Consider the following 23,773-nt stretch of genomic DNA (forward strand, 5'->3'; position numbering starts at 1 on the left):
CCCGCTACAGCAGCGTGGTCATCGCCGCGATCACGAAGATCAGCGCGATCGGCCCCAGCACCGCCGACGACACCACGATCGCCCGGTGGCCGGGCAGCAGCCGGGCCAGCGCGTGCGACGCCGCCTGCCGCACCGTCCCCGCGCCCGGCAGCACGAACAGCCCCAGCGTGAACACGGCCGCCGCCAGCGGCTCCACGTGGCTGGTGCTCAACCGGCCGGTCCAGTGCAGGAAACTGGAGGCGGCGATGCCGAGCGCCAGCGACAGCACGACGTGGCCCACCGTCACGAGCACGACCCTGGACAGCGTCCGGCGGTGCTCGCCCAGGAAGTACGCCCCGGCCCGCAGCGCCACGGACAGCGCCGCCGCGGTCAGCCCGACGCCGACCGGCTTGAGCACGGTCAGCGCCATCAGCGTCACCAGGACGAGCACCCCGGAGAAGTCGCTGCCGGCCAGGAACCGCCGCAGGTCGAAGGGCTCCCGGGGCGGCGACGGGCGCTCGGGCTCCGGCCGCTCGGCATGCACCGTCGGCGCGGGCGCGGCCACGGGGCCGGCCGGCGCGTACCGGACCGGCGGGAGCAGGTCGGAGACCGTGTCCAAGGCCCGCGTACGGTCCGCCCGCACGGGCTCCGGGCTTACGGGCTCCGGGCTTGGAGGCACCGGGCGCACCGGCTCCGCGCGCCCGCCCGGGTCGAGCGCCCCGGCCATTCGCAGCAGCTCCCGCGCGCTGGGCCGCGCCGCCGGATCGACCTGGAGCGCCCGGCTCAGCCAGCCCCGCAGCCACGCCGGGGCCCGGTCGATCTGCGCCCGGCCTTCCAGCGTGTTGAAGCAGACCGCCTCGAACGTCCCCGTCCCGAACGGCGGCAGCCCCGTAGCGGCGAAGAACACCGTCGAGGCCAGCGCGTGCACGTCGGCCGCCGGCGTGATCACCGAGCCCCGGATGATCTCCGGAGCCAGGTATCCGGGCGTGCCGACGAACATCCCGGACTGCGTCAGCCGGGCCGCGTTCACCAGGTGGGCGATGCCGAAGTCGATCACCAGCGGCTCGTCCCCGACCAGCATGACGTTGGACGGCTTGAGGTCGCGGTGGATGACGCCGGCCTCGTGGATGTCCACCAGCGCCTGGCACAGCTTCCTGGCCAGCGCGACGACCTCACCGGCCCCCAGCGGGCCCCGGTCCAGGATCGTCGCCTCCAGCGTGCGCCCCGGGGCGAACCGCGTCACCACGTACGGGGTGCCGCCCGTCAGCTCCGCGTCGAGCGTCTCGGCCACGTACCGGCTGCGCACCCGCCGCATGGTCTCCACCTCGCGGACCAGCCGGTCGCGCGCCTTCAGGTCGGCCGCCACGTGCGGGTGCAACACCTTGATCGCGACTTGCCGGCCCGCGCCGTCGAGTCCGAGATGGACGACTCCCATGCCGCCCTCGCCGATCTTCTCGATCAGCCGGTACGGGCCCAGATGCTCCTGCGTCCGCGTGCTCATTCCCGACGTCTTCCTCCTTGCTCCGGCAGCGCCCCCGCCTTGGACATTAAGCGACGACCGGCGCCGGCGCGGCGTCTAGGCGACGTCGGGCCGGGTCATCAGCGGTGATCGCACGTGCACCTCAAGGCTAGGGCCGGTCAGGGGGACGATGTTCCACGCCGCCACCGCCGTCCGCGCGACGGCGTCCACCACCAGCCTGACCCGGTGCGGCGTGGTGATGACATAGACGTCGGCGACGAACGTGTCGCCCTGCCAGGCGGCGGACGCCACGACGGGACGGCCGAGCGGCGCGCTCTCCCGCCACCCGCCGTGCCCGGCCTCGACGACGAGGGAAGCCCCGAGCCGCAGGAGCCACCCGCCGTCCACCGGCTCCGCCGCCACCGTGCTCCCCTCGGGCAGCGGCGACCCCTCGGCGCAGGCGTCGAGCCGCGCCTCGACCGGACGCCCCGGCTCGGCGGTCCCCGGCACCGGCGCGAACGACAGCCCCCGCAGCCGCGCGGCCAGCTCCTCGTCGTCCCCGGCGCTGTCGGCGCGGTCCAGGCCGGGCAGCAGGCACTCCCAGATCGCGTCGAGCACGCCCTGCTCCTGGTGGTGGGCGCCGGTCAGGACGACCACCAGATCGTGCGACGGGGCGACCACGAACTGCTGCCCGAAGGAGCCGACGCCGTGGAAGCCGTGCGGCGACGTCCAGAACTGGTAGCCGTAACCGTCCAGGAAGTCGGCGTCCCCCGGCATGTCCTCGGGCGGCAGCGGGTCGGCGTGCCGCCTGGTGGCCAGCTCGATCCAGGCGGCGGGGACGAGCCGCCGGTCCCCGCGGACGCCGCCGCGCAGCAGCAGCTCGGCGAAGGCGGCGACGGCCTCGGTGGTCAGGTGCAGGCCGTGGAAGCCGAACGCGGCGCCGCTCGCCACCCGGTCCCACTCGGCGTGATCGACGCCCATCGGCTCGAACAGGCGCTCGTCGAGCAGCTCCGGCAGGCCGAGTCCGGTGACCCGCTCGACCATCCGGGCCAGCACGTACGTGGTCGCGTTGTCGTAGGTGTGCCGGGTCCCCTCGGGGTCGGTGAACGGGATGCGCAGGAAGCCCTTCACCAGGTCGTCCGGTTCGAGCCGCCAGGCCTCGCCGAGGCTGTCCGTGCGGTAGCCGGCCGTCATGGACAGCAGGTGGTGGACGGTGAGGCGGCGCGCCTGCGCCGAGACGCCCGCCGGGACGTGGTCGGGCAGCACGTCCACCACCCGATCGTCGAGCGAGAGCAGCCCGTCGGCGATCGCGAGCCCCACGGCGACCGAGGTGAACGACTTGGTCACCGAGTACAGGAGGTGCGGGCGCCCGGCCGAGTAGGGCGCCCACCAGCCTTCGGCGACGACGTGACCGTGGCGGACGACCATGATCGAGTGGCACTCGACGGACCGCTCCTCGAGCCGGTCCAGCAGCGCGGCGACGGCGCGCGACGACACCCCCGAGGCGGCCGGTGTCGAGCGCGGCAGCAGTGCGCGGTGAGAAGGCATTCCGGCACCGTAACAAAGCCACCGAAACCGCCCCACCGATTTAAGGGCGGGCCCGGACTCGGGCGCGACGTACGCGCCGGGGCCGCGCCCGCCCGGCATGCCTGCGCCCGGCCGTAGCATGGGGGCGTGCGGACGTTCATGCACGGGCCGGCGGCGTGGGGGGTCGAGAGCCCGCGGCGGCCCAGCCGGGTGGCCGGCGTCACCATGGCCGGGTTCCGCGTCCGTGACCTGGACACGCTCCGGATGGTGCCGCACCCGGCCGTGACGGTGGTCCTGAACTTCGGCGACGGCTCGCCCGTCCTCGACGGCGCCCCCGGGCACGGGCGCGGCGGCAGCATCGTCGCCGGGCCCGGCCTCGGTGCCGCGGGCGCGGTCCGGGTGCGCGGGGAGAACGTCGCGTGCGTCCAGGTGCGCCTGTCCCCGGTGGCCGCGGGCGCGGTCCTGGGCGTCTCCCCGGCCGAGCTCGACGGCGCCGTCGTGCCGCTGGACGACCTGTGGGGCGCGGAGGCGTCACGCATCCGCGAGCGGCTGGGCGAGGCTGCCTCGTGGCAGGAACGCTTCGCGCTGACGGACGAGCTGCTCGCCCGCCGCGACGGCGCCGGGCCGCCCGTGGACCCGGAGGTCGCCTGGGCCTGGCACCGGATCGCCGCCGGCCGCGGCCGGGCCCGGGTCGACGGGCTCGCGGCCGAGGTCGGGTGGAGCCGCAAACGGCTCTGGTCCCGGTTCCGGTCGCAGCTCGGGCTGCCGCCCAAGCAGGCGGCGAAGCTGGTCCGCTTCGACCACGCCGCCCACCGCCTGGTCGCGGGGGAGAGCCCGGCCCAGGTCGCGGCCGACGCCGGCTACGTCGACCAGTCCCACCTGCACCGCGACGTCCTCGCCTACACCGGGGCCACCCCCGCGACCGTGGCCGGCGAGGCGTTCCTGGCCGTGGACGACCTCGCCTGGCCCGGCCACGCGGCGCCCCGGCCGCCCGCGCTCACCCGGGCGGCACGACGAGGCCCGCCGGGTCGAGCGGGGCCTTGAGCCACTTCCGCTCGTGCGCCAGGTCCGCCAGCCGCCGCAGCTCCTCCAGGTCCGGCGTGGCGGGATAGACGCCCTGCCTGATCCGCAGGGCGGCCGGCTCGGTGATGCGGATGTAGTGCGGCAGGATCGCCGCGACCTGCCCGGGGTCCTCCGCGATCAGGCGGTGCGCCCGGGCGAGCGCGCGCCGGAACGCGGCCAGCGTGGCCGGGTTGCGCCGCACCCAGTCGTCGCCGGCCATCCACCCGGCCACGTGCAGCCCCGCGAACGCGCCGGTCATCGGGTCCGCCAGCACCCGCGTACGCCGCTGCGCGACCCCCTGGGAGACGAACGGCTCCACCAGCAGAGCCGCCGCGAACCGGCCCTTCTCCAGCCCGCCGATCAGCTCGGGCAGCGGGGTCTCCACCAGGACGACGTCGCTCCGCCTCAGCCCGGCGCGCTCCAGCGTGGCCTCCAGCGCCAGCTCCTCGACGCTCCTCAGCCCGGCGACGCCGATCCTCCTGCCCTTGAGCCCGGCCACGGACCTGATGCGGGACCCGGCACCGACCACGAGCGCGGTGGTCCCCGGCCGCGCCTGGTGGAGGCTGCCGACGATCTTCAGGGGGTGGCCGTTCTCGGCCGCCATCAGCGTCGCGAGATAGTCGGTCTGCGCGAGGTCCAGATCGCCGGCGCTCACCCGGGGCAGACCCGCGGCGGCGGCGGGGATCACGTGCGGCTCCACCGTCAGCCCCTCCTGCCGGAAGAACCCCTTGGCGTTCGCCACGTACAGCGGCGCCGCCGCCGCGCTCGCCACCACCCCGACCCGGAGCGTGCTCCGCTCGGGCGGGGGCGCCGGCGCGGCGGGCTCCTGCCGCGCGCCGGGCAGCGCGCGGACGCCGACGGTCGCGGCGAGCACCGTGACGACGACCACGGCCGCCGCGGTGAGCGCCACCAGGTTGCGCCGCCTGCGCCGGTGGATCTCGATGGCCCGGGCGGCCAGATCCCGGTCCGGCATGTCCTCCGCGATACGCCCGAGAGCGTCTCCCAGCCAGGTCATCGGCGCGCCTCCCTCATGTCGGCCGGATCGTCCAGAACGGGCAGGCGCGAGGCCAGCTCGGGCGCCAGCGCGCGCAGCCGGGCCAGGGCGTGATGCGTCTGGCTCTTCACCGTGCCGACCGAACAGCCCATCAGCCCGGCGACGTCACGTTCGGTGCGGTCCTCGTAGAAGCGCAGCACGATCACCGCGCGCTGCTTGGGGGTCAGCCGCATCAGCGCCTGGCGCAGCACGATCCGCAGGACTGTGGAGTCCTCCGTCGAATAGCCCCGCTCGGGCGGCTCCGGGCTCAGCACCTCACCGGTGACGCGCCGCCGCCGCCACGAGATGTACTGGTTCACCAGGGCCTTGCGGGCGTACGCGTCGGGCCGGTCCATCCGGCGTAACCTCGGCCAGCGCCCGACCATCCGCACCAGCACGCTCTGCAGCAGGTCCTCGGCGAGATGCACCTCACCGGTCAGCAGGTATGCCAGACGCATCAACGGGCGCTGGTGAGCATCGACGAACGCCCGGAAACTGGCATCGCGATCCACGTCTCTCCTCAACTCGGTCACCCCCCAAACGCCGCGAACCCCCGGAAAGGTTGGCACCGGACCCCGGACCCGGTTCGACACCCAGATGTCGGCTGCCGTTCACGAGGGGCGGCCATCGGCCGGAAACCAAGATCGGATAGCCTCCAGAAGTCAAGATCACTTCTGAAGGGACGAAGCATTGCCCCAGGCATGGAAACTCAGGCTGGCCACTCTTGGCGCGGCGTTCGCGCTGCCGCTGGCGGTGATCGCGGTCCCCGCCCAGGCGGCGGAGCCGGCGCCGCTGCTCACGCCGGGCGAGCCGCAGGCCGGAGCCGAGGACCGCTACATCGTGGTCATGAAGCCCGAGAAGGCACGCTCGCGCGACTTACGCTCCTCGCTGGAACGTGACACCGTGGTGAACGGCGGCCGGGTCACCCGCCGCTACGGCAAGGCGCTGGCCGGGTTCGCGGCAGTCCTGCCCGGCAAGGCGCTGGCCGCGGTACGGGCGCACGCGGCCGTCGCCTACGTCGAGCGCGACTCCGTCATCACCGGCAGCACCGTGCAGCCCAACCCGCCGAGCTGGGGCCTCGACCGCGTCGACCAGCGCGCCCTGCCGCTCGACAACAGCTACACCTACAACGCCACCGGCGCGGGCGTCACCGCGTTCATCGTCGACAGCGGCATCCGCACCACGCACACCGAGTTCGGCGGGCGGGCGTCCTTCGGCGCCAACTTCGTCGCCGACGGCACCACCGAGGACTGCCACGGCCACGGCACGCACGTCGCGGGCACGGTCGGCGGCGCCACGTACGGCGTGGCCAAGGCCGTCAACCTGGTGGCGGTGCGCGTGCTCAACTGCAGCAACAGCGGCCTGACCAGCGACCTGGTCGCCGCGATGGACTGGGTTGCGGCCAACCACCCGCCGCGCTCGGTGGCCAACTTCAGCCTCCAGGGCTACGGCACGGCCAGCAACGACGCCGCCGAAGGGCTGATCGACTCGGGCGTGCAGACCGTGTTCATCGCCAACAACTACAACACCGACGCCTGCACCAACGCGCCGCGCTCGCCGCGCGGGGTCGTGGTCGGCGCGACGACCATCCTGGACGAGAAGGCGAGCTTCTCCTCCTTCGGGCCGTGCGTGGACGTGTTCGCGCCCGGCACGGCGATCACCTCCTCGGTCAGCACCAGCGACACCGCCTCGGGCGCCTGGTCGGGCACGTCCATGGCCGCCCCGCACGTCACCGGCTGGATCGCCCGCCACCTCCAGGAGAACCCCGCCGCCACGATGGCCGACAGCAAGGCGGCCATCATCAGCAGCTCCACCAAGGACGTGCTGACCGGCATCGGCGAGGGCTCCCCCAACCGGCTGCTGTACGCCGCCCCCGGCCCCGCGCCGGACGACACGGTCGCGCCCAGCACGCCCGGCACCCCGGTCGCGAGCGGCCTGACCGCGCGCGGCGTCACGCTCACCTGGACGGCCTCCACCGACAACGTCGGCGTCGCCGGGTACGACCTCCACACCGGCGCGGGCCAGCCCGTCGGCTCCTACACCGGCACCGTCGCCCAGCTCGGCGACCTCGCCCCGGACACCACCTACACCTACTACGTCCGGGCCCGGGACGCGGCGGGCAACCTGTCGGCCCCGTCCGGCACGGTCACCGTCACCACCCCGCCCGACGCGGCGGCCGGCTCCTGCAAGGTGACCTACCGCATCACCTCGCAGTGGGACAACCAGTTCAACGCCGAGGTGACCTTCACCAACACCGGCCAGACCGCGGTCGACGGCTGGACCATCGGCTGGTCCTACCCGGCCGGCCAGCAGGTGATCAGCGGCTGGAACGCCACCTTCGCCCAGACCGGCACCGCCGTCACCGCGGCGAGCCTCGACTGGAACCGCGGCGTCGCGCCCGGCGCGTCCGTCTCGGCCGGGTTCAGCGGCAGCCACACCGGGTCCAACCCGGCGCCGGCGGCCTTCACCGTCAACGGCTCGCCCTGCACCACGAGCTGACGTAGACCGCGCGGAGGCGGAGGCGTCCCCCCGCCTCCGCGCGGCACCCCCCCCGGGCCCGCTGATTCGTATCAGCTCGATTGACGGCCGCCACCCCGCCGGGCGAGCGTGTGGCACCCGGTCGCCGGGACGGTCATCCAGTCGCCGAACGACGACGACCACGGCTGCTGGGCGACGGCCCTCCCCGGCCGGCGGCCGGACGCCGACGGCGCCATGCCCGTGGAGTTCCTCGGCGGCAACCCCTACCGGCCGCGCCACCGCACACCGGACGCCTCGGTGGTCGCCGACGTGCGGATCACCGGCGGCCAGGTCCGCCGCTCGGTCCGCGCGGTCTCGGCGGCCGCGACCGCGGGCGGGCTGGAGCCGCGCCGCGCCGGGGGAGTGGTCCGCTTCAGCTGGGGCGCGGGACGGCCGGCCGCGTTCGCCGTGACCTCGGTGGCCTGCCTGCGGGACGGCAGGCGGCGGCTGCACGTGCTGCGGGCGCCGCACGACGGCACGTTCGATGCCGCGATCACGTTCGACTGCTGGCCGCCTGCTAATCCGTATTACTCCCGCCCCGCCCCTTGACGGTGACGAGACGCGTACCGGACACTCTCTTCCACTGCTAATGCGCATTACCTGAAGGAAGGTGAGATGGGACGCATCACGCAGCGCGACATCGCCCGGCTCGCCGGCGTCAGCCAGACCACGGTCTCGCTGGTGCTCAACAACCGGCCGGGGGCCGAGACGAGGATCCCGGCCGAGACCCGGGACCGGGTGCTGCGCGTCATCAGGGAGACCGGCTACGTGGCCGACCCGCTGGCCAGGCGGCTGGCGGCGGGCCGGAACCGGATCCTCGGCGTCTTCACCTACGAGCCGGTCTTCCCGAGCGCGACGGGCGACTTCTACCACCCGTTCCTCATCGGGATCGAGGAGTCGGCCGAGCAGGTGGGCTGCGACCTGCTGCTGCTGACCAGCGCCCCGCTGGTCGACGGCCGCAAGCGCATCTACCACCAGGACCACCGCCTGCGCCTGGCCGACGGCTGCGTCCTGCTCGGCCGCGAGCTCGACCGGGAGGAGCTGGCCAGGCTGGTCGCCGAGGGCTACCCGTTCGTCTCGGTGGGCCGCCGCGACGACGCGGGCGGCCCCGTCTCCTACGTCGGCGCCGACTACGGCAGCGTGGTGCGCGAGCTGGTGGAGGGGGCCCGCGGCCTGGGTCATGAGAAATTCGCGTACGTCGGGCACGGCGCCGGGGCCGAGTCGTTCGCCGACCGCCACCGCGGATTCCAGGAGGGGACGGCCGGGCTCCAGGCCGTCACCCTCCCTCCGGCGGACGCCGAGGACGCGCTCGGCACCGACGCCACCGCGATCTTCGTGGAGGAGTATGCCGACGGCGCGGTCATCCTCCAGGCGGCCAGGGCGCGCGGCCTGGCCGTGCCCGGGGACCTGTCGATCGTCACGCTCGGCGACCCCACCAGGCCCGCGCCGACCGACATCGACTTCACCGGCTTTCGCATCCCCCGTGCCGAGATGGGACGGCAGGCGGTGGAAGTCCTCACCGAACTCATCGAGGGCGGCAGCCCGGTCCAGCGGCTGCTCCCGTGCGAACCCGTCAAGGGTCTGACCCTGGGAAGGAACAACGTTGCGTGAGCTGAGCACCGAGGTGCTGGTCGTCGGAGGCGGCCTCGGGGGAGTGGCGGCGGCGCTCGCGGCGCTCCGAGCCGGACGGCGGGTGATCCTCACCGAGGAGCACGCCTGGCTGGGCGGGCAGCTGACCAGCCAGGCGGTGCCGCCGGACGAGCACACCTGGGTCGAGCAGTTCGGCGTCACGGCGAGCTACCGCGCGCTGCGCGACGGCATCCGCGACTACTACCGCCGCCACTTCCCCCTCACCGAGCCCGCGCGGGCCTGGCGTGAGCTCAACCCCGGCGCCGGCTGGGTGAGCCCGATCTGCCACGAGCCCCGGGTGGCGCTGGCCGTCATCGAGGCCATGCTCGCCCCCTACCGGGGCAGCGGGCGGCTCACCGTGCTCCAGCCGTGCACGCCGCTGGCGGCGGAGACCGACGGGGACCGCGTCCTTTCCGTACGGCTGCGCCACGAGGGGGACGAGGTCGTGGTGACCGCGCCCTACGTCCTGGACGCCACCGAGACCGGCGAGCTGCTGCCGCTGACCGGCACGGAGTACGTCACCGGCTTCGAGTCGCGCGACGACACGGGCGAGCCGAGCGCCCCCGCCGAGGCGCAGCCGCTCAACATGCAGGCGATCTCCGTCTGCTTCGCGGTCGACCACATGGACGGTGACCACACCGTCGACCGGCCCGCCTCGTACGACTTCTGGCGCGACTTCGAGCTGCCCTTCTGGGGCGGCAAGCTGCTCGGCTGGCGCAGCCCGAACCCGCGCACGCTGGAGATCGGCGAGCGGAGCTTCACCCCCAACCCGGACGACGATCCGCTGCTGGTCCGTGCCGACCAGCGGCGCAACCCCGGCGACGGCAACCTGTGGACCTTCCGCAGGATCGCCGCCCGCCGCCTGTTCACCCCGGGCGCGTACGCCAGCGACATCTGCCTGGTCAACTGGCCGATGATCGACTACGTGCTCGGCCCGGCCTTCGACGTGCCCGACGCCGCGCAGCACGTGGCCGCCGCCCGCGAGCTGTCCCGTTCGGTCCTGTACTGGCTGCAGACCGAGGCCCCGCGGCCCGACGGCGGCACCGGCTGGCCGGGGCTGCGGCTGCGCGGCGACGTGACCGGCTCGGCCGACGGCCTGGCCCAGGCTCCCTACATCCGGGAGTCGCGCCGCATCCTGGCCGAGCACACCGTGGTCGAGCAAGACGTGGTCAAGGGCGCACGCTACGGTGATTCGGCCGGGATCGGGATGTACCGCATCGACCTGCACCCCTCGACCGGCGGCGACAACTACATCGACGTGCCGAGCGCGCCGTTCGAGATCCCGCTGGGCGCGCTCGTCCCGCGCCGGGTGGACAACCTCCTGCCCGCCGGCAAGAACCTCGGCACCACGCACATCACCAACGGCTGCTACCGGCTGCACCCCGTCGAGTGGAACATCGGCGAGGCCGCGGGCGCGCTGGCCGCCTTCTGCCTGGACAGCTCGGTGCCGCCGCGCGCCGTCCGGAACGATCCAGACCTGCTGGCCCGCTTCCAGGACCGCCTGGAGGCCCAGGGGATCGAACTGCACTGGCCGGATATTTCCGGTTATTAACCCCCCGCAAGGAGTAACGACATGCGCACAAAGGTGACCGCGCTCGGGCTGGCGGGCACGCTGGCCCTCGCGGCCTGCGGATCCTCCGCCGAGCCGCAGGGCGGCCCCGTCACGCTGCGAATGACGATCTGGACCGGCAACGAGGCCCACCTCAAGCTGTTCGGCGACATCGCGGCCGCGTACCGGAAGACCCACCCGGACGTCACGGTGAAGTACGACACCCTTCCGGTGGAGACCTACACGACCACGCTCACCACCCAGATCGCCGGCGGCAACACCCCGGACCTGGCGTGGATCTTCGAGAACTCGGCCCCCGACTTCGTCGGCTCCGGCGCGCTGGTCCCGCTGGACACCCTGGTCAAGCCCGAGGAGCTCGCGCCCAGCACCACCAGGCTGTGGCAGAAGGACGGCGCCCTGTACGCCTACCCGTTCTCCACCTCGCCCTTCGGCGTCTTCGTCAACACCGACCTGCTCAAGAAGGCCGGGCAGAGCGTGCCGGCCAAGGGCTGGACGTGGGAGGAGGCCGTCAAGATCGCCTCGGCCGTGCAGGAGAAGACCGGCAAGGCCGGCCTGGTCGTGCGCGACTTCGACTACAAGGGCTGGGACAACCTGGCCGCCGTCTGGGGCGGCTGGGGCGCCGAGGCGTGGAGCGAGGACGGCAGGACCTGCGGTTTCGACAAGCCCGAGATGATCGAGGCGATGGGCTTCCTGCACAAGGCGATCTTCACCGGCAAGGCCATGCCCGCCCCCGGCACCACCGCCGACTTCTTCGCCGGCGAGGCCGGGATGACGATCACCCAGATCTCCCGCGCCTCCCTGCTCCAGGACGGCGCCTTCGGCTGGGACCTGGTGACGCTGCCCACCGGGCCGAAGGGCGCGTACAGCGTGATCGGCCAGGCCGGCATCGGCGTGCTCAAGAAGTCCAGGAACGCCGAGGCCGCCGCCGACTTCCTGGCCTTCTTCACCAACCCGGAGAACTCCGCCAAGCTCGCCCAGTACTTCCCTCCGCCCCGGCAGCCGCTGCTGACCGCGGACTCGCTCGCGAAGAGCAACCCGCTGCTCAAGCCGGAACAGCTCCAGGACGTCGTGGTCGACGGCATCGCCGCCGGCCGCGTCAAGCCCAGCCACACCGGGCAGGCCGAGCTGAGCCAGGCCGTACGCGCCGGGCTGGACCAGCTGTGGCAGCCGGACGCCGACGTGGCGACCGTGATGAAGGGCGTCTGCGCCGCCATCCAGCCGATGCTGGCCAAGTGATGGCGCTGTCCGTGACCCGCCGGGCGGGCTGGTGGACCGCCCGGCGGCGCGACCACCTGCTCGGCTACCTCTTCATCGGGCCGCAGCTCGCGGGCAGCCTGCTCTTCGTCTTCCTGCCGCTCGGGCTCGTCCTCACCTACAGCCTCAACGAGTGGAACGTGTTGGCGGACACGTTCACCTTCGTCGGCGCCGACAACTACCGGCGGCTGCTGAACGACCCGAACATGGCGTCGGTGCTGACGGCCACCGGGCTCTTCTCCGTGGGGCTGGTCGTCCTCAACCTCGCGCTGGCGCTGCTGCTGGCCGTCCTGCTCAACCAGCGGCTGCGCGGCACCACGGTGTTCAGGACGCTGTTCTTCTCCCCGGTGGTCGTCTCGCTCGTGGCCTGGACGATCGTGTGGGGGTTCCTGCTGCAGAACAACGGCGGCATCAACGCGATCCTGGCCGCCGCCGGCATCGAGGGGCCCAACTGGCTGCGCTCCGGCTCGTGGGCGACGGTCTCGGTGATCGTGGTCCAGGTGTTCAAGAACGTCGGGCTCAACATGGTGCTCTTCCTGGCGGCGCTGCAGGGCGTGCCGAAGGACCTGTACGAGGCGGCCCGGCTGGACGGCGCCTCGGCGTGGACCCGGTTCCGGCGGATCACGCTGCCGATGATCAGCCCGACCGTGCTGCTCACCTCGATCATCACGGTCGCCGGGTCGCTGCAGGTGTTCGCCCAGATCGCGGTGCTCACCCAGGGCGGCCCCGGCACCTCGACCACCGTGCTCGTCTACTACCTGTACCAGCAGGCCTTCCAGTTCCACCACTTCGGCTACGGGGCCACGCTGTCGGTGCTGCTGTTCGTGATCGTGCTCGCCCTCACCCTGCTGCAGTGGCGCATGCGCAGGAGGTGGGTGTTCCATGAGGCGTAAGACCCTGCTGTACGGGCTGCTGTGCGTGCTGTGCGTGCCGTTCGTCTTCCCGACCTGGTGGATGGCCACCTCGTCGCTGAAGCCGGTGAGCGAGATCTTCGCCTTCCCGCCCTCGCTGTGGCCGGGGCGGCCGACGCTGGAGGCCTACCGGCAGGTCTTCGAGCTGCAGCCGTTCGCGCAGCAGTACTGGAACAGCCTCTACATCGCCGCGGTCGTCACGGCCGGCACGCTGGTGGTCTCCGCACTGGCCGGCTACGCCTTCGCCCGCATCCGCTTCCGCGGGTCGAACGTGCTGTTCGTGATCGTGCTGACCGGCCTGCTCATCCCGAGCGAGGTCACGATCGTGCCGCTGTTCCAGCTCTTCCACGGCTGGGGGCTGACCGACACGCACTGGCCGCTGGTCCTGGTGCCGATGCTGGGCGCACCGAGCGTGCTCGCCACCTTCATCATGCGGCAGTTCTTCCTGGTGCTGCCCCGCGAGCTGGAGGAGGCCGCGGCCGTCGACGGCCTGGGGCGGTTCGTCACGTTCGTGCGCATCGGGCTCCCGCTGGCCCGCCCCGCCCTCGGGGCCGTGGCCATCTTCACCTTCCTGCACAGCTGGAACCTCTACCTGGAGCCGATCGTGTTCCTCTCCAGCCCGGAGAAGTTCACGCTGCCCCAGGCGCTGACGCAGTTCGTCGACGCCTACGGCGGCCCCATGTGGAACGTCCAGCTCGCCGCCGCCTCCATGACGGCGCTGCCGGTGCTGGTGGTGTTCGTCCTGGCGCAGAAGCAGTTCGTCGAGGGCCTGGCCCACACCGGGCTGAAGGGGTGAGGGGCGCTCCCGGGCCGCCGGAGGCTCAGGCCGCCTTGGCGGCGGCCCTGTCGCGGGTCGCCCAGAGGTAGACGAGCGCGCCGGCGAACAGCGCGATCGAGGTCCACTGGTTGATCCGCAGCCCCAGGAGCGTCACCGCGTGGTCGACCCCGCCCACCGGGTCGATGCGCAGCCCCTCGATCCAGAACCGCCCCAGCGTGTAACCGGCCACGTAGAGGGCGAACAGCCGCCCCGGGCGCGGCGCGAACCGCCTGCCGGCGTAGAGGAGGGCGAAGCCGAGCGCCAGGCTCCACAGCGACTCGTACAGGAACGTCGGATGGTAGAGGACGCCCGGCTCGCCGCCGTGTGCCCGGTCGATCTCCAGGCCCCACGGCAGCGTGGTCGGCGAGCCGTACAGCTCCTGGTTGAACCAGTTGCCCCAGCGCGCGATCGCCTGCCCGAACGCGATGCCGGGCGCGACCGTGTCGGCCACCTCGCCGAGGGACAGCCCCCGGCGGCGGCAGGCCAGCCACACGCCCACGCCGCCCAGCGCGACCGCGCCCCAGATGCTGAGTCCGCCCTCCCAGATGAACAGCGCCTGGTAGGGCTCCTTGATCGCGCGCTCGCCGAAGTACGTCTGCCAGTCGGTGATGACGTGGTAGAGGCGCGCGCCGACCAGGCCGAAGATCACCCCGGGGAACGCGATGTCGCCGATGACGCCCTTCTCGCCGCCCCGGGCGCGCCAGCGCCGCTCGCTCAGCCAGATGCCGAACGCGATCGCGACGATGAAGCACAGCGCGTACGCCCGGATCGGGAGGAATCCGAGATGCCAGACCGCTTCGGGAGGGCTGGGGATCGAGGCGAGGGCCATGCGGGTGAGGCTAGCCCACGCGGGGCCACCTCAGGCAGGCCCGCTTCACGCGCGGTTCACGGTGCGCGGCAGCAGCGCGAGCAGCCCCACCAGGACGAGGGCGGCCGGCGCGCCCCAGAACAGCACCTCCGGGACGGCGGCGGCGGTCGCCGACGCACCAGGGGGCCGCCCCTGGAGCTCGCGGGCCAGGACGCTGCCGAAGACGGACACGCCCAGCGACAGCCCCAGCCCGCGGACCGACACCACGGCCGACGTGGTCGCGGCCAGGTCCGCCGGAGAGGCCGCGTTCTGCGCGACGACCACGAGGTTCTGCATCAGCAGCCCGAAGCCGACGCCGAGCACGCCGAGGACCACGGCCAGCAGCACGTACGGAGTGCCGGGCCGGAGCAGGCTCAGCAGCCCGAACCCCGCCGCCGCGATCAGCGCGCCGGCGAGCAGGTACGGCCGGAACCGGCCGCTCGCGCCGATCCGGGCCCCGGCCAGCGAGGAGACCGCCATGAACGTCAGCACGTACGGGTTCAGCGCCAGCCCCGCCTGCGTCGCGCCCATCCCGTACGCGGCCTGCAGGTACGTCGGCAGGTAGACGGTCGAGCCGCCGAGCAGCGCGCCGAGCAGCGCGGTCGCGGGCAGCGCGACCCGCAGCACGGGATCGGCGAACAGCCGGGGCGGCAGCAGCGGGTCGGCCGCGCGACGCTCCTGCCACACGAACAGCGCGCCCAGCGCCACCACGGCCGCCGCCAGCGTGAGGATCACGCCGGAGTCCCACGCGTACGCGCGGCCGCCCCACTCGGCCACCAGCAGCAGGCTCACCATCGCGCCGGCGACCAGCACGGCCCCGGCCAGGTCGACGCGGCCGTTCCCGCCGGTCCTGGGCAGCCGCAGCGCGAACGCGGCCAGCGCGACGGCGAGCAGGCCGAGCGGCAGGTTGACGTAGAAGATCCACCGCCACCCCCACGCGTCGGTGATCGCGCCGCCGGCGAGCGGCCCACCCACGCTGGCCAGCGCGAAGACGCCGCCGGTGAACCCCTGGACCCGGCTGCGCAGCCGGGCCGGGTACAGCTCCGACAGCGCGATCGTCGGCAGCACGAACAGCGCCCCCGCCCCGGCGCCCTGGAACGTCCTGGCGGCGATCAGCTCGGGCATCGTCCGCGCCAAGCCGCACAGCGCCGACCCCGTGACGAAGATCGCGACCCCCGTCACGAACACCGCGCGGCGGCCGAACCGGTCGCTGAGCCGCCCGTACAGCGCGCCCGTCGCGGTCGAGGTCAGCACGTACGCGGTGACGATCCAGCCGATCGCGTCCAGGCCGCCCAGGTCGGCCGCGATGTCGGGCAGCGCGACCGCCACCACGGTCTGGTCCAGGATCGACAGCAGCATGCCGATGAGCAGCCCGGCAGTGGCGAGCGGCACGTTGCCGCCGCGCGTCACCGCCGGGGCGACGTCCGTGCGCGTCATCGCCCGGCCCCCGCGAACGGGTTCGGCAGCCCGAAGTCGGCGCTCAGCAGGTCCTGGTCGAGCGCCGCCGCGGCCACGGTGCCGCTCGCCGCGGCGGCGATCACCGCGGCCAGCGGCACCGGCACGCTGGCCCGGCGGGCCATGTCGCCCGCGGCGTACACGCCGGGCACGCTGGTCTGCCCGAACTCGTTCACCTCCACGCACCCGTCGGCGAAGGCCGCGCAGCCCAGGCGGGCGGCCAGGCCGGAGCGCTGGCGCGGCACGTTGACGACGAACACCGCGTCCCGCTCCACCGGCGGCCCGGACGCGAACATGATCCGCTCCAGCCGCCCGCCGTCGCCCTCCAGGCGGGTGACGGCCTCCTCACGGACGCCGACGCCGTGCCCTTCCAGCGTGGCCCGCGCCTCCGGGTCGAGCGGGCGGCCGTCGGCGCACAGGACGACGCCGGCGGCGAAGCGGCTGAGCTGCAGCGCCAGCCGGACGCGGGACGGGTCGGTGCCGAGCACGGCGACCCGCCTGCCGGTGCACTCGTAGCCGTGACAGTAGGGGCAGTGGAAGGCGGAGCGCCCCCACAGCTCCCGCACGCCGGGCGGGCCGGGAAGCTCGTCGGCCAGCCCGGTCGCCAGCAGCAGCCGCCGCCCCTCCACCGTGCCGCCCACCGTGCCGCCCACCGTGTCGCCTGCCGTGTCGCCTGCCGTGTCGCCGCCGGACAGCTCCAGCCGGAACCCCTCGCCGTCCCGCGCGCTGACCTCGGCGACCGTCCCGGTCCTGGCCCGCACCGACGGGTACGCGGCCAGCTCCTCGCGGCCGAGCTTGCGCAGCTCGCCGGGCGGCGTGCCGTCCCGGGTCAGGAAGTTGTGCACGTTCTGGGCGGCGGCGTTGCGGCCCTCCCCGGCGTCGAGCAGCAGCGCCGATCGGTGCACCCGCCCCAGGGCCAGCGCTGCGGACATCCCGGCCGGGCCCCCGCCGACGATGACGACGTCGAACATCTCTTGCCTCCCTAGCAGTGATCGCTTGGCGTGAGGCAAGTGTGCAAGTTAATGTCAACATGAAGTCAAGGGCTCGTCTGGCCCGTCGGTCTTGCACCGCAGGCATAAGCTGTTGCCCATGACGCAAGAGGACGAGGATCTCGACCACCTGGTGCGCACGCGCATCCGCGCGCTGCGGGTCGCGCAGGGCTGGTCCCTGGAGGAGCTGGCCACCCGCGCCCGGATGAGCCAGTCCTCGCTGAGCCGCATCGAGAACGGCCGCCGCCGCCTCGCGCTGGACCAGCTCGTCACCCTCGCCCGCGCCCTGGACACCTCCCTCGACCAGCTCGTCGAGACCGCCGCCGACGACGTCGTCACCAGCCCGACGATCGACGCCGCCCACGGCCTGATGCGCTGGCCCGTCAAGGCCGACCCCGGCATGACCGTGATGCGCCGGCGCATCACCGAGCCGCCGCCCGCCAACCCGGCCCGCATGCGCGCCCACCCGGGCCGCGAATGGCTGGTCGTCCTGTCCGGCACGGCCGTCCTCATGCTGGGCCACCGCCGCCTGCGCCTGGAGGCCAACCAGGCCGCCGAGTTCCCCACGATGACGCCGCACGCCATCGGCGCCGAAGGCGGACCGTGCGAGATCCTGGGCATCTTCGACCGTGACGCCCAGCGCGGCCACCACCGCGAGGGCGGCGACCGGCGGGACGACGTCCCCGCGTGAGGAGGATCCGATGCTGACCGTTCGCGGCGTGTCGTACCTGGTGGACGACGCGCCACCCGGCGAGGTCGGGCGGGACCTGCGGGTGATTCGCGAGGAGCTGCACTGCACGGCGGTGATGCTGATCGGCACCGACGAGGAGCGCCTGATCCGCGCCGCCGAGCAGGCCCTGGACGCCGGTCTGGAGATCTGGGTCCGGCCGCATCTGCGTGACCGTCCCCGGCCCGAGGTGCTGGCGCACCTGGAACGGGTGGCCACGGCGGCCGAACGCCTGCGCGCCGCGCATCCCGATCGGGTGACCCTGCTGGTGGGCAGCGAGTTCTCCCACACCGCCCCGGGGATCGTGCCGCTGCCCTGGTCCTACCTGCGGCTGCTGGCGATCCTGCGGGCCCGCCGCCTGCTGCGCCGCCGCATCACCCGGAAGCTGGACGCCTTCCTGGACCGGGCGGCGCGGTGCGCGCGGCAGGTCTTCCACGGCCGGCTGAGCTACGCGGCCGCCGGCTGGGAGCAGGTCGACTGGTCCCGCTTCGACGTGGCCGGGGTCAGCCTCTACCGCTCGGGCGACGACCACGCGGGCTACGAACGGCGCCTGCGGTCACTGGTGCGCGACCAGGCCCGGCCGGTGGTCGTCACCGAGTTCGGCTGCGGCGCGTTCACCGGGGCCGACCTGCGCGGGGCGGCCTCGTTCCGCATCGTCCGCTGGTTCGCCGAGCAGCCCGAGATCCGGGGCGACCACCCACGCGACGAGCGCACGCAGGCGGCCTACCTCGGCGAGCTGATCGGCCTCTACGACGACGCCGGCGTGCACGGGTGCTTCGTGTTCACCTTCGCCATGCGGGGTTTCCCGCACCGCGACGACCCGAGGCTCGACCTGGACAAGGCCGGGTTCGGCATCGTGAAGGTGGCGGACGGCGACGACCCGGCCTGGACGCCCAAGGCGGCCTTCCACGAGGTGGCGCACCGCTACCGTTCCCTGTTACGGGAGAACCGGGCGAACAGGAAGAAGTAGAGCCGGATGTACTGCCCGACGAGGATGCCGTTGATGATGGTGCCCTCGCGGATGAAGTGCGGTGCCCCGAGGAAGATCAGCCCGATCGCCGCCGAGGTGACCAGCAGCGTGCAGTCGAAGGCCGTCTTGATGTTGCCCCACTTCCAGCCCGTCCGCTTGAAGATCGTGTTGACGAACATGTCGATCGGCATGAGCACCAGGTTGGCGCGGATCATCAGGAACAGGCCGAACGCGAGCGTCGCGTCCGCGAACACCAGGAGCGCGAACCGGCCGGCGTACGGCTCGACCACGATCCAGTCCGTCAGCATCAGGTTCAGGTCCAGGAACGAGGCCAGGGCCAGGGCCGGGATCAGCGACAGGAAGCTCCTGGCCTTGAAGTCCTTCGGCATGACCAGGTACGTCAGCCCGAGCATGACGAGTTCGAGCAGGAAGTTGAACGTGCCCTGGCTGATCGGCGGCAGCACCAGGGTCATCGTGCGGGTGAGGCTGCTCTGCGGCGAGATGCCGATGCCCGCCCTGATGGCCAGGCTGACGCCGAGCGTCAGCACGTAGATCCCGGCGGCGTAGGTGATCCAGCGCCGCACCAGGCTTCCGGTGTCAGCGACCCCGGCATCGTGTTCGTTCTGTAGCACAGTCTCTCCTCGGCTACGTGTCAGGTGACCGGCACCCGCTGACACTCGGTCGGATACGGAAACGCTGTCGTCAGACCATGAAGCCGAAGCGGTCCAGCGAGATGAACAGGGTCAGGAGCTTGTTGACGACCGGCTCGCCCTCGTTGCGGTGGCCCAGCTTCTCCAGGGCGGCGTCGATCGAGCGGGTGGCGTCCACCAGCTCGGGCAGGTCCATGTCGGCCATGACGCCGTAGATGTCCAGCGGCAGCGAGGCCCGCACCTGCCCGTCCTCGGTGACGACGCAGCCGCCGACGTAGGCGTCGAGCCGTTCGAGGTTGGCGCACATCTCGCCGCTGTCGGCGCCGACGACCACGAAGTACGGGAAGGGGGCCGGCCAGAACGTGGAGACGGCGCCGCGGTCGATCGAGACGCCCTTGAACAGGCCGTTGACGATGTGGCGCGTCCCGTCGGCGTAGCGCTGCACGACGGAGATCCGGTTCAGCCGGACGCCGTCCACCTCGGGGACGACCGCGCCGTCCCGGAACGGGACCCACACCTCCTGGGCGAACTTGAGGTGGCCGCGCCCGTAGACGTCGAAGAGCAGGACCTTGGCCCGCTCCCCGTCGGCGGAGACCTCGATCGGCGTGAGGTCGAGCTGGTCAGGGGTCAGGCCGGTGAGGCCGGGCCTGGGCTGCTTCACCATGCCGGAGTAGTCGAGGCCGGCCCGCCTGAGGAGCTTGCGGTCCTGGGCCACCAGCTCGCCGCCCTTGAACACGTACCTCGGGTTGATCTTCGACAGGCTGTCGGTCAGCACGATGTCGGCGAAGCGGCCGGGGGCGAGCGAGCCGAACTCGTGGTCCATCCCGAAGGAGCGGGCGGCGTACAGGGTGCCCATCTTGATCGCCTGGATCGGCGGGACGCCCATCTCGACGGCCAGGGAGATCACCCAGTCGATGTGGCCCTTGGTCAGGACGCGGTCCACGGAGATGTTGTCCGCGCAGAGCTGGAAGTTCTCGGCGGGCCAGCGGCGCCTGACGATGGCGCGCAGCATCGTCCTGATCACCTCGGGGCTGCCCACGCCGAACTTGATCTGCGTGTGGAACCCGTACCGGACGCTCTTGTCGATGTCCTCCTCGTTCCAGACGTCGTGGTTGTTGTGGGCGCCGATCGCGGGCAGGTAGTTGAGCAGCATGTCCGGCAGCGCCGTCACCCCCCAGTGGGCGTTGACGAAGCCGCCGTTGGCGCGGCCCAGCGCGGCCTTGCGGAAGTCGTCGTCGTTGCCCGTCATGTACGACAGGTGGGCCAGCTCGCCGAGGCCGATCACCGGGTCCATCCGCAGCATGGCGGCGGTGACGTCGACCGACGTCTTCTTGCCCGGCGCGAAGGCGTAGATCCGGTACGGCAGCTTCTCGTGGTCCTTGAACAGGGACTGGGCGGCCTCGATCGCCTCGTCGCCGGCGGCGCTGGCGAAGTCCAGCGTCTCGGCGAAGATCGTCGTGGTGCCGCTGGGCACGATCGCCTCGCCGAACGCCGCCGGGTGGGCGAGCTGGGCGTCGAAGTGGAGGTGCGCGTCGATCAGGCCGGGGATCGCGTACAGGCCCTGGCCGTCGAAGACCTCCCGCACCCGCACGACCGACTCGTCCGGGTCCAGCGCGATGATGCGCTGGCCGTGGACGAGGATCGAGCCCTGGTGGACGGCCTCGCCGTGCACGTCCAGGACGTTGAGGTCGCGCAGCAGCAGATCCGCCTCCCGCTCGCCCCGCAGAATGTCGAAGATCATCCGGACGTGGTCGTAGTGGGCCGGCAGGTCGGCCGTCTTGTCGTGGGGCATGCGTTTCCTCACTTCATCGCCGCTCTTGTCGCGTTGAGGACATGAAAGGGCACGCCACCGTTGCTGACAAGCAGCCGTTTTCGCACGGACTGTACGCTTTTTGCGTACAGTCGGGACGAGGAGGCCCCATGCTCCATTCACGCCTGCTGCAGTACCTCGACGAGGTCGCGCGGCACGGCTCCATCCGGGCGGCCGCGGCGAGGCTCCACATCGCCCCGTCGGCGATCAACCGGCAGATCCTGGTCCTCGAACAGGAGCTCGGCGAGCCGCTGTTCGAGCGGCTGCCGCGCGGCATGCGGCTCACCCCCGCCGGAGAGGTCCTGCTGGCGCACGTGCGGCGGACCATGCAGGAGTACCGCGAGGCCGTGACCGAGATCCGCGACCTGCACGCGCTCCCGAGCGGCGACGTGGTGATCGCCACGATGACCGGCCTGGCCAGCGGCATCGTCTCCGCCGCGACCGTCAGCTTCTACGCCCGCCATCCCGCCGTGCGCATCTCGATCCGGGCGCTGTCCACCCACGACATCCTGCGCGCCATGGTGGACAGCGAGGCCGACCTCGCGCTCGGCTTCAACATCCCCGCCTCCCCGCAGCTGGAGACCTGCTGGCAGCTCGACACCCGGCTCGGCGCGGTCGTCGCGCCGCAGCACCCGCTGGCCCGCCGCGAGTCGATCCCGCTGGCCGACTGCGCGGCCTACCCGCTCGTCTTCGCGGACCGGTCGATGCTCATCCACGGCATCATCGCCGACACCTTCGCCGAGGCCGGGCTCAGGGTCGAGCCCGCCTTCCACACCAACTCGATCGAGACGATGAAACGGCTCGCCGCCTCGGGGGCGGCCGTCGCGTTCCTCAGCCGGTTCGACATCGCCGAGGAGCAGCACAACGGCAGCCTGGCCTACCGGCCGGTCCGGGACCGCGCCTTCAGCAACAACATCCTCTCCCTCGTCCGGCGCGGGAAGCACGGCCACGGCCCGGCGGCGCTGCTGTTCGCGGAGGAGATCGTGGCGACGCTGGAGTCGGTCGTCTCCTCGGCGGGCTGACCCGGCCGGGCACGACGCGCCGACGCGGGCCTGGGGGCTGCCCGCCCGCCCGTTCGTCGGCTACGGTCGGGAAACGCATGCCGAGTGCCGCGCTGCGCAACCTCGCGCCGCCTCGCGCCGCCCGCCGTGGCCGTTCCCCAGCCCGTTGGAACGTGCCACCAGACCCCCCCCAAGCAAGGAACGGAGCCCCGACGTGACGAGCGAGCCACGCCCCATGACACGCGAGGACCGCAAGGTCCTCGCCAGCACCCTGGCCGGCACCACCATCGAGTGGTACGACTTCTTCATCTACGCCCAGGCCGCCGGCCTGGTGTTCGGCCCGCTGTTCCTGGCCCCGGTGAACGAGCAGGCCCCCGGCCTGGCCACGCTCATCTCGCTGGCCACGATCGGCATCAGCTTCCTGTTCCGGCCGCTCGGCGCGATCATCGCGGGCCGGTACGGCGACCGGCTGGGCCGCAAGCGCATGCTCGTGCTGACGCTGCTCATCATGGGCGGGGCCACCACCCTCATCGGCCTGCTGCCCACCTACGCCGACATCGGCGTGGCCGCGCCCATCGCCCTCATCCTGCTGCGCATCCTCCAGGGCTTCTCCGCGGGCGGCGAGTGGGGCGGCGCCGCCCTGCTGTCGGTGGAGCACGCGCCGCGCGAGCGCCGCGGCTGGTGGGGCGCCTTCCCGCAGGTCGGCGTGCCGATCGGGCTCATACTCGCGACCGGCGTGCTGTGGGTCATGAGCACGGTGACGACGCCGGAGCAGTTCCAGGCGTGGGGCTGGCGGGTGCCGTTCCTGCTCTCCCTCACGCTGATCGTCATCGGGTACCTGGTCCGGCGGGCCGTCGAGGAGAGCCCCGTCTTCCAGGAGCTCCAGCAGCGCACCAGGACCTCCTCCGCGCCGCTGCGCGACCTGTTCCGCCACAACAGCAAGAACGTGGTCCTCACCGCGCTGATCTTCGTGGCGAACAACGCCGCCGGATACCTCCTCATCGCCTACTTCATCAGCTACGGCACCACCACGCTGGGCCTGTCCCGGCCGTCCGTCCTGCTCGCCACCGTCGCCGGTTCGGTGGGCTGGCTCGGCTTCACGCTGTACGCGGGGGCGCTGTCCGACAGGATCGGCCGCGTGCGCACCTTCCAGATCGGGTACGCGCTCGTCTTCGCCTGGATGATCCCGCTCTTCCTGCTCATGGAGACCCGCAACATCTGGCTCTTCGCCACCGCGATCCTCGTCCTGACCCTCGGCCTCGGCCTGTCGTACGGGCCCATGTCGGCCATGTACGCCGAGATGTTCCCCGTCTCGGTCCGCTACTCCGGCGTCGCGATCGGCTACGCGCTCGGCGCGATCCTCGGCGGGGCCTTCGCGCCCACCATCGCCCAGGCCCTGGTGCAGAGCACGGGCACCACGATGTCCGTCGGCGCGTACATCATGGCGCTCTGCGTCGTCTCCCTCGCCGCCGTCACGGCGGTCAAGGAACCGAAGGGCGCCGACCTGGGCCTGACCCGGCCGTCGGCGCCCTGACGCGAGGCGGCGACCGCGCTCGATCGGGACGG

The 23,773-nt window shown here is 72.7% G+C and carries 21 protein-coding genes; 12 read left to right on the top strand and 9 right to left on the bottom strand.

Annotated features, from left to right (window positions below; translation table 11 throughout):
* Positions 1 to 4: 4 nt before the first annotated feature.
* Positions 5 to 1,480 carry a serine/threonine-protein kinase gene (locus tag ACBI99_RS17370; protein WP_357593641.1) on the bottom strand — a complete coding sequence of 492 codons (1,476 nt, stop codon included), beginning with the start codon at positions 1,478 to 1,480 and terminating at the stop codon, positions 5 to 7.
* Positions 1,481 to 1,555: 75 nt separating this feature from the next.
* The gene (locus ACBI99_RS17375) at positions 1,556 to 2,986 is read right to left on the bottom strand and encodes a serine hydrolase domain-containing protein (RefSeq protein WP_375072704.1); all 1,431 of its coding nucleotides are present in this window, start codon (positions 2,984 to 2,986) and stop codon (positions 1,556 to 1,558) included.
* 126 nt (positions 2,987 to 3,112) lie between these two features.
* Between ACBI99_RS17375 and ACBI99_RS17380 the strand changes: the two genes are divergently transcribed.
* The gene (locus ACBI99_RS17380; protein WP_375072705.1) at positions 3,113 to 4,009 is read left to right on the top strand and encodes a helix-turn-helix domain-containing protein; all 897 of its coding nucleotides are present in this window, start codon (positions 3,113 to 3,115) and stop codon (positions 4,007 to 4,009) included.
* On the opposite strand, the gene ACBI99_RS17385 is transcribed toward ACBI99_RS17380, so the two are convergent.
* Positions 3,963 to 5,042, bottom strand: coding sequence for an ABC transporter substrate-binding protein (locus ACBI99_RS17385; RefSeq protein ID WP_357593647.1), 1,080 nt, complete (start codon positions 5,040 to 5,042; stop codon positions 3,963 to 3,965). The two genes, ACBI99_RS17380 and ACBI99_RS17385, sit on opposite strands and share 47 nt — an antisense overlap.
* Positions 5,039 to 5,629 carry a SigE family RNA polymerase sigma factor gene (locus ACBI99_RS17390; protein WP_375072933.1) on the bottom strand — a complete coding sequence of 197 codons (591 nt, stop codon included), beginning with the start codon at positions 5,627 to 5,629 and terminating at the stop codon, positions 5,039 to 5,041. The genes ACBI99_RS17385 and ACBI99_RS17390 overlap by 4 nt, the downstream gene beginning before the upstream one ends.
* Positions 5,630 to 5,750: 121 nt before the next feature.
* On the opposite strand from ACBI99_RS17390, the gene ACBI99_RS17395 reads away from it, so the two are divergent.
* The 7 genes from ACBI99_RS17395 (at position 5,751) to ACBI99_RS17425 (ending at position 13,737) form a co-directional block, all read left to right on the top strand.
* Positions 5,751 to 7,559 carry a cellulose binding domain-containing protein gene (locus tag ACBI99_RS17395; protein ID WP_219520038.1) on the top strand — a complete coding sequence of 603 codons (1,809 nt, stop codon included), beginning with the start codon at positions 5,751 to 5,753 and terminating at the stop codon, positions 7,557 to 7,559.
* A gap of 108 nt (positions 7,560 to 7,667) precedes the next feature.
* Positions 7,668 to 8,126, top strand: coding sequence for a hypothetical protein (locus ACBI99_RS17400; RefSeq protein ID WP_375072706.1), 459 nt, complete (start codon positions 7,668 to 7,670; stop codon positions 8,124 to 8,126).
* 66 nt (positions 8,127 to 8,192) lie between these two features.
* Positions 8,193 to 9,188 (top strand): LacI family DNA-binding transcriptional regulator, encoded by a 996-nt coding sequence (locus ACBI99_RS17405; protein WP_219509038.1) that lies wholly within the window; start codon positions 8,193 to 8,195, stop codon positions 9,186 to 9,188.
* On the top strand, positions 9,181 to 10,758 hold the full coding sequence (locus tag ACBI99_RS17410; RefSeq protein WP_219509039.1) for an FAD-dependent oxidoreductase: 1,578 nt from the start codon (positions 9,181 to 9,183) through the stop codon (positions 10,756 to 10,758). Before ACBI99_RS17405 ends, ACBI99_RS17410 begins: the two co-directional genes overlap by 8 nt.
* A 21-nt stretch (positions 10,759 to 10,779) precedes the next feature.
* Positions 10,780 to 12,012 carry an ABC transporter substrate-binding protein gene (locus ACBI99_RS17415; RefSeq protein WP_219509040.1) on the top strand — a complete coding sequence of 411 codons (1,233 nt, stop codon included), beginning with the start codon at positions 10,780 to 10,782 and terminating at the stop codon, positions 12,010 to 12,012.
* The gene (locus ACBI99_RS17420) at positions 12,012 to 12,923 is read left to right on the top strand and encodes a carbohydrate ABC transporter permease (protein WP_246645849.1); all 912 of its coding nucleotides are present in this window, start codon (positions 12,012 to 12,014) and stop codon (positions 12,921 to 12,923) included. The genes ACBI99_RS17415 and ACBI99_RS17420 overlap by 1 nt, the downstream gene beginning before the upstream one ends.
* Complete coding sequence (locus ACBI99_RS17425) at positions 12,913 to 13,737, top strand: carbohydrate ABC transporter permease (protein WP_219509042.1); 825 nt, start codon at positions 12,913 to 12,915, stop codon at positions 13,735 to 13,737. Before ACBI99_RS17420 ends, ACBI99_RS17425 begins: the two co-directional genes overlap by 11 nt.
* A gap of 25 nt (positions 13,738 to 13,762) precedes the next feature.
* Here ACBI99_RS17425 and lgt read toward each other — a convergent pair whose 3' ends face one another.
* Genes lgt through ACBI99_RS17440 form a run of 3 tightly spaced genes read right to left on the bottom strand, consistent with a single transcriptional unit; the run spans position 13,763 to position 17,031 of the window.
* Positions 13,763 to 14,587, bottom strand: a complete 825-nt coding sequence (lgt, locus tag ACBI99_RS17430) for a prolipoprotein diacylglyceryl transferase (protein WP_219509044.1) — start codon at positions 14,585 to 14,587, stop codon at positions 13,763 to 13,765.
* A 45-nt stretch (positions 14,588 to 14,632) separates the two neighbouring features.
* Positions 14,633 to 16,042: a DHA2 family efflux MFS transporter permease subunit gene (locus ACBI99_RS17435; protein WP_375072707.1), complete on the bottom strand. Its 1,410-nt coding sequence runs from the start codon at positions 16,040 to 16,042 to the stop codon at positions 14,633 to 14,635.
* Positions 16,039 to 17,031, bottom strand: a complete 993-nt coding sequence (locus ACBI99_RS17440; protein WP_375072708.1) for an NAD(P)/FAD-dependent oxidoreductase — start codon at positions 17,029 to 17,031, stop codon at positions 16,039 to 16,041. Before ACBI99_RS17440 ends, ACBI99_RS17435 begins: the two co-directional genes overlap by 4 nt.
* Before the next feature lie 118 nt (positions 17,032 to 17,149).
* Here ACBI99_RS17440 and ACBI99_RS17445 point away from each other — a divergent pair, with 118 nt between their 5' ends.
* Positions 17,150 to 17,740 carry a helix-turn-helix domain-containing protein gene (locus ACBI99_RS17445; protein ID WP_219509050.1) on the top strand — a complete coding sequence of 197 codons (591 nt, stop codon included), beginning with the start codon at positions 17,150 to 17,152 and terminating at the stop codon, positions 17,738 to 17,740.
* Positions 17,741 to 17,750: 10 nt separating this feature from the next.
* Positions 17,751 to 18,746: a hypothetical protein gene (locus ACBI99_RS17450; RefSeq protein ID WP_375072709.1), complete on the top strand. Its 996-nt coding sequence runs from the start codon at positions 17,751 to 17,753 to the stop codon at positions 18,744 to 18,746.
* Here ACBI99_RS17450 and ACBI99_RS17455 read toward each other — a convergent pair.
* Both ACBI99_RS17455 and ACBI99_RS17460 read right to left on the bottom strand, forming a co-directional pair.
* Positions 18,701 to 19,378, bottom strand: a complete 678-nt coding sequence (locus tag ACBI99_RS17455) for a YitT family protein (RefSeq protein WP_219509055.1) — start codon at positions 19,376 to 19,378, stop codon at positions 18,701 to 18,703. The two genes, ACBI99_RS17450 and ACBI99_RS17455, sit on opposite strands and share 46 nt — an antisense overlap.
* Before the next feature lie 70 nt (positions 19,379 to 19,448).
* On the bottom strand, positions 19,449 to 21,188 hold the full coding sequence (locus ACBI99_RS17460) for an adenine deaminase C-terminal domain-containing protein (RefSeq protein ID WP_375072710.1): 1,740 nt from the start codon (positions 21,186 to 21,188) through the stop codon (positions 19,449 to 19,451).
* Between the two features lie 128 nt (positions 21,189 to 21,316).
* Between ACBI99_RS17460 and ACBI99_RS17465 the strand changes: the two genes are divergently transcribed.
* Both ACBI99_RS17465 and ACBI99_RS17470 read left to right on the top strand, forming a co-directional pair.
* Positions 21,317 to 22,228: a LysR family transcriptional regulator gene (locus tag ACBI99_RS17465; RefSeq protein WP_219509059.1), complete on the top strand. Its 912-nt coding sequence runs from the start codon at positions 21,317 to 21,319 to the stop codon at positions 22,226 to 22,228.
* 214 nt (positions 22,229 to 22,442) lie between these two features.
* Positions 22,443 to 23,741 carry an MFS transporter gene (locus ACBI99_RS17470; RefSeq protein WP_375072711.1) on the top strand — a complete coding sequence of 433 codons (1,299 nt, stop codon included), beginning with the start codon at positions 22,443 to 22,445 and terminating at the stop codon, positions 23,739 to 23,741.
* Positions 23,742 to 23,773: the final 32 nt, after the last annotated feature.

It is taken from the genome of Nonomuraea sp. ATR24 (assembly GCF_041950485.1).
GTDB lineage: Bacteria > Actinomycetota > Actinomycetes > Streptosporangiales > Streptosporangiaceae > Nonomuraea > Nonomuraea ceibae.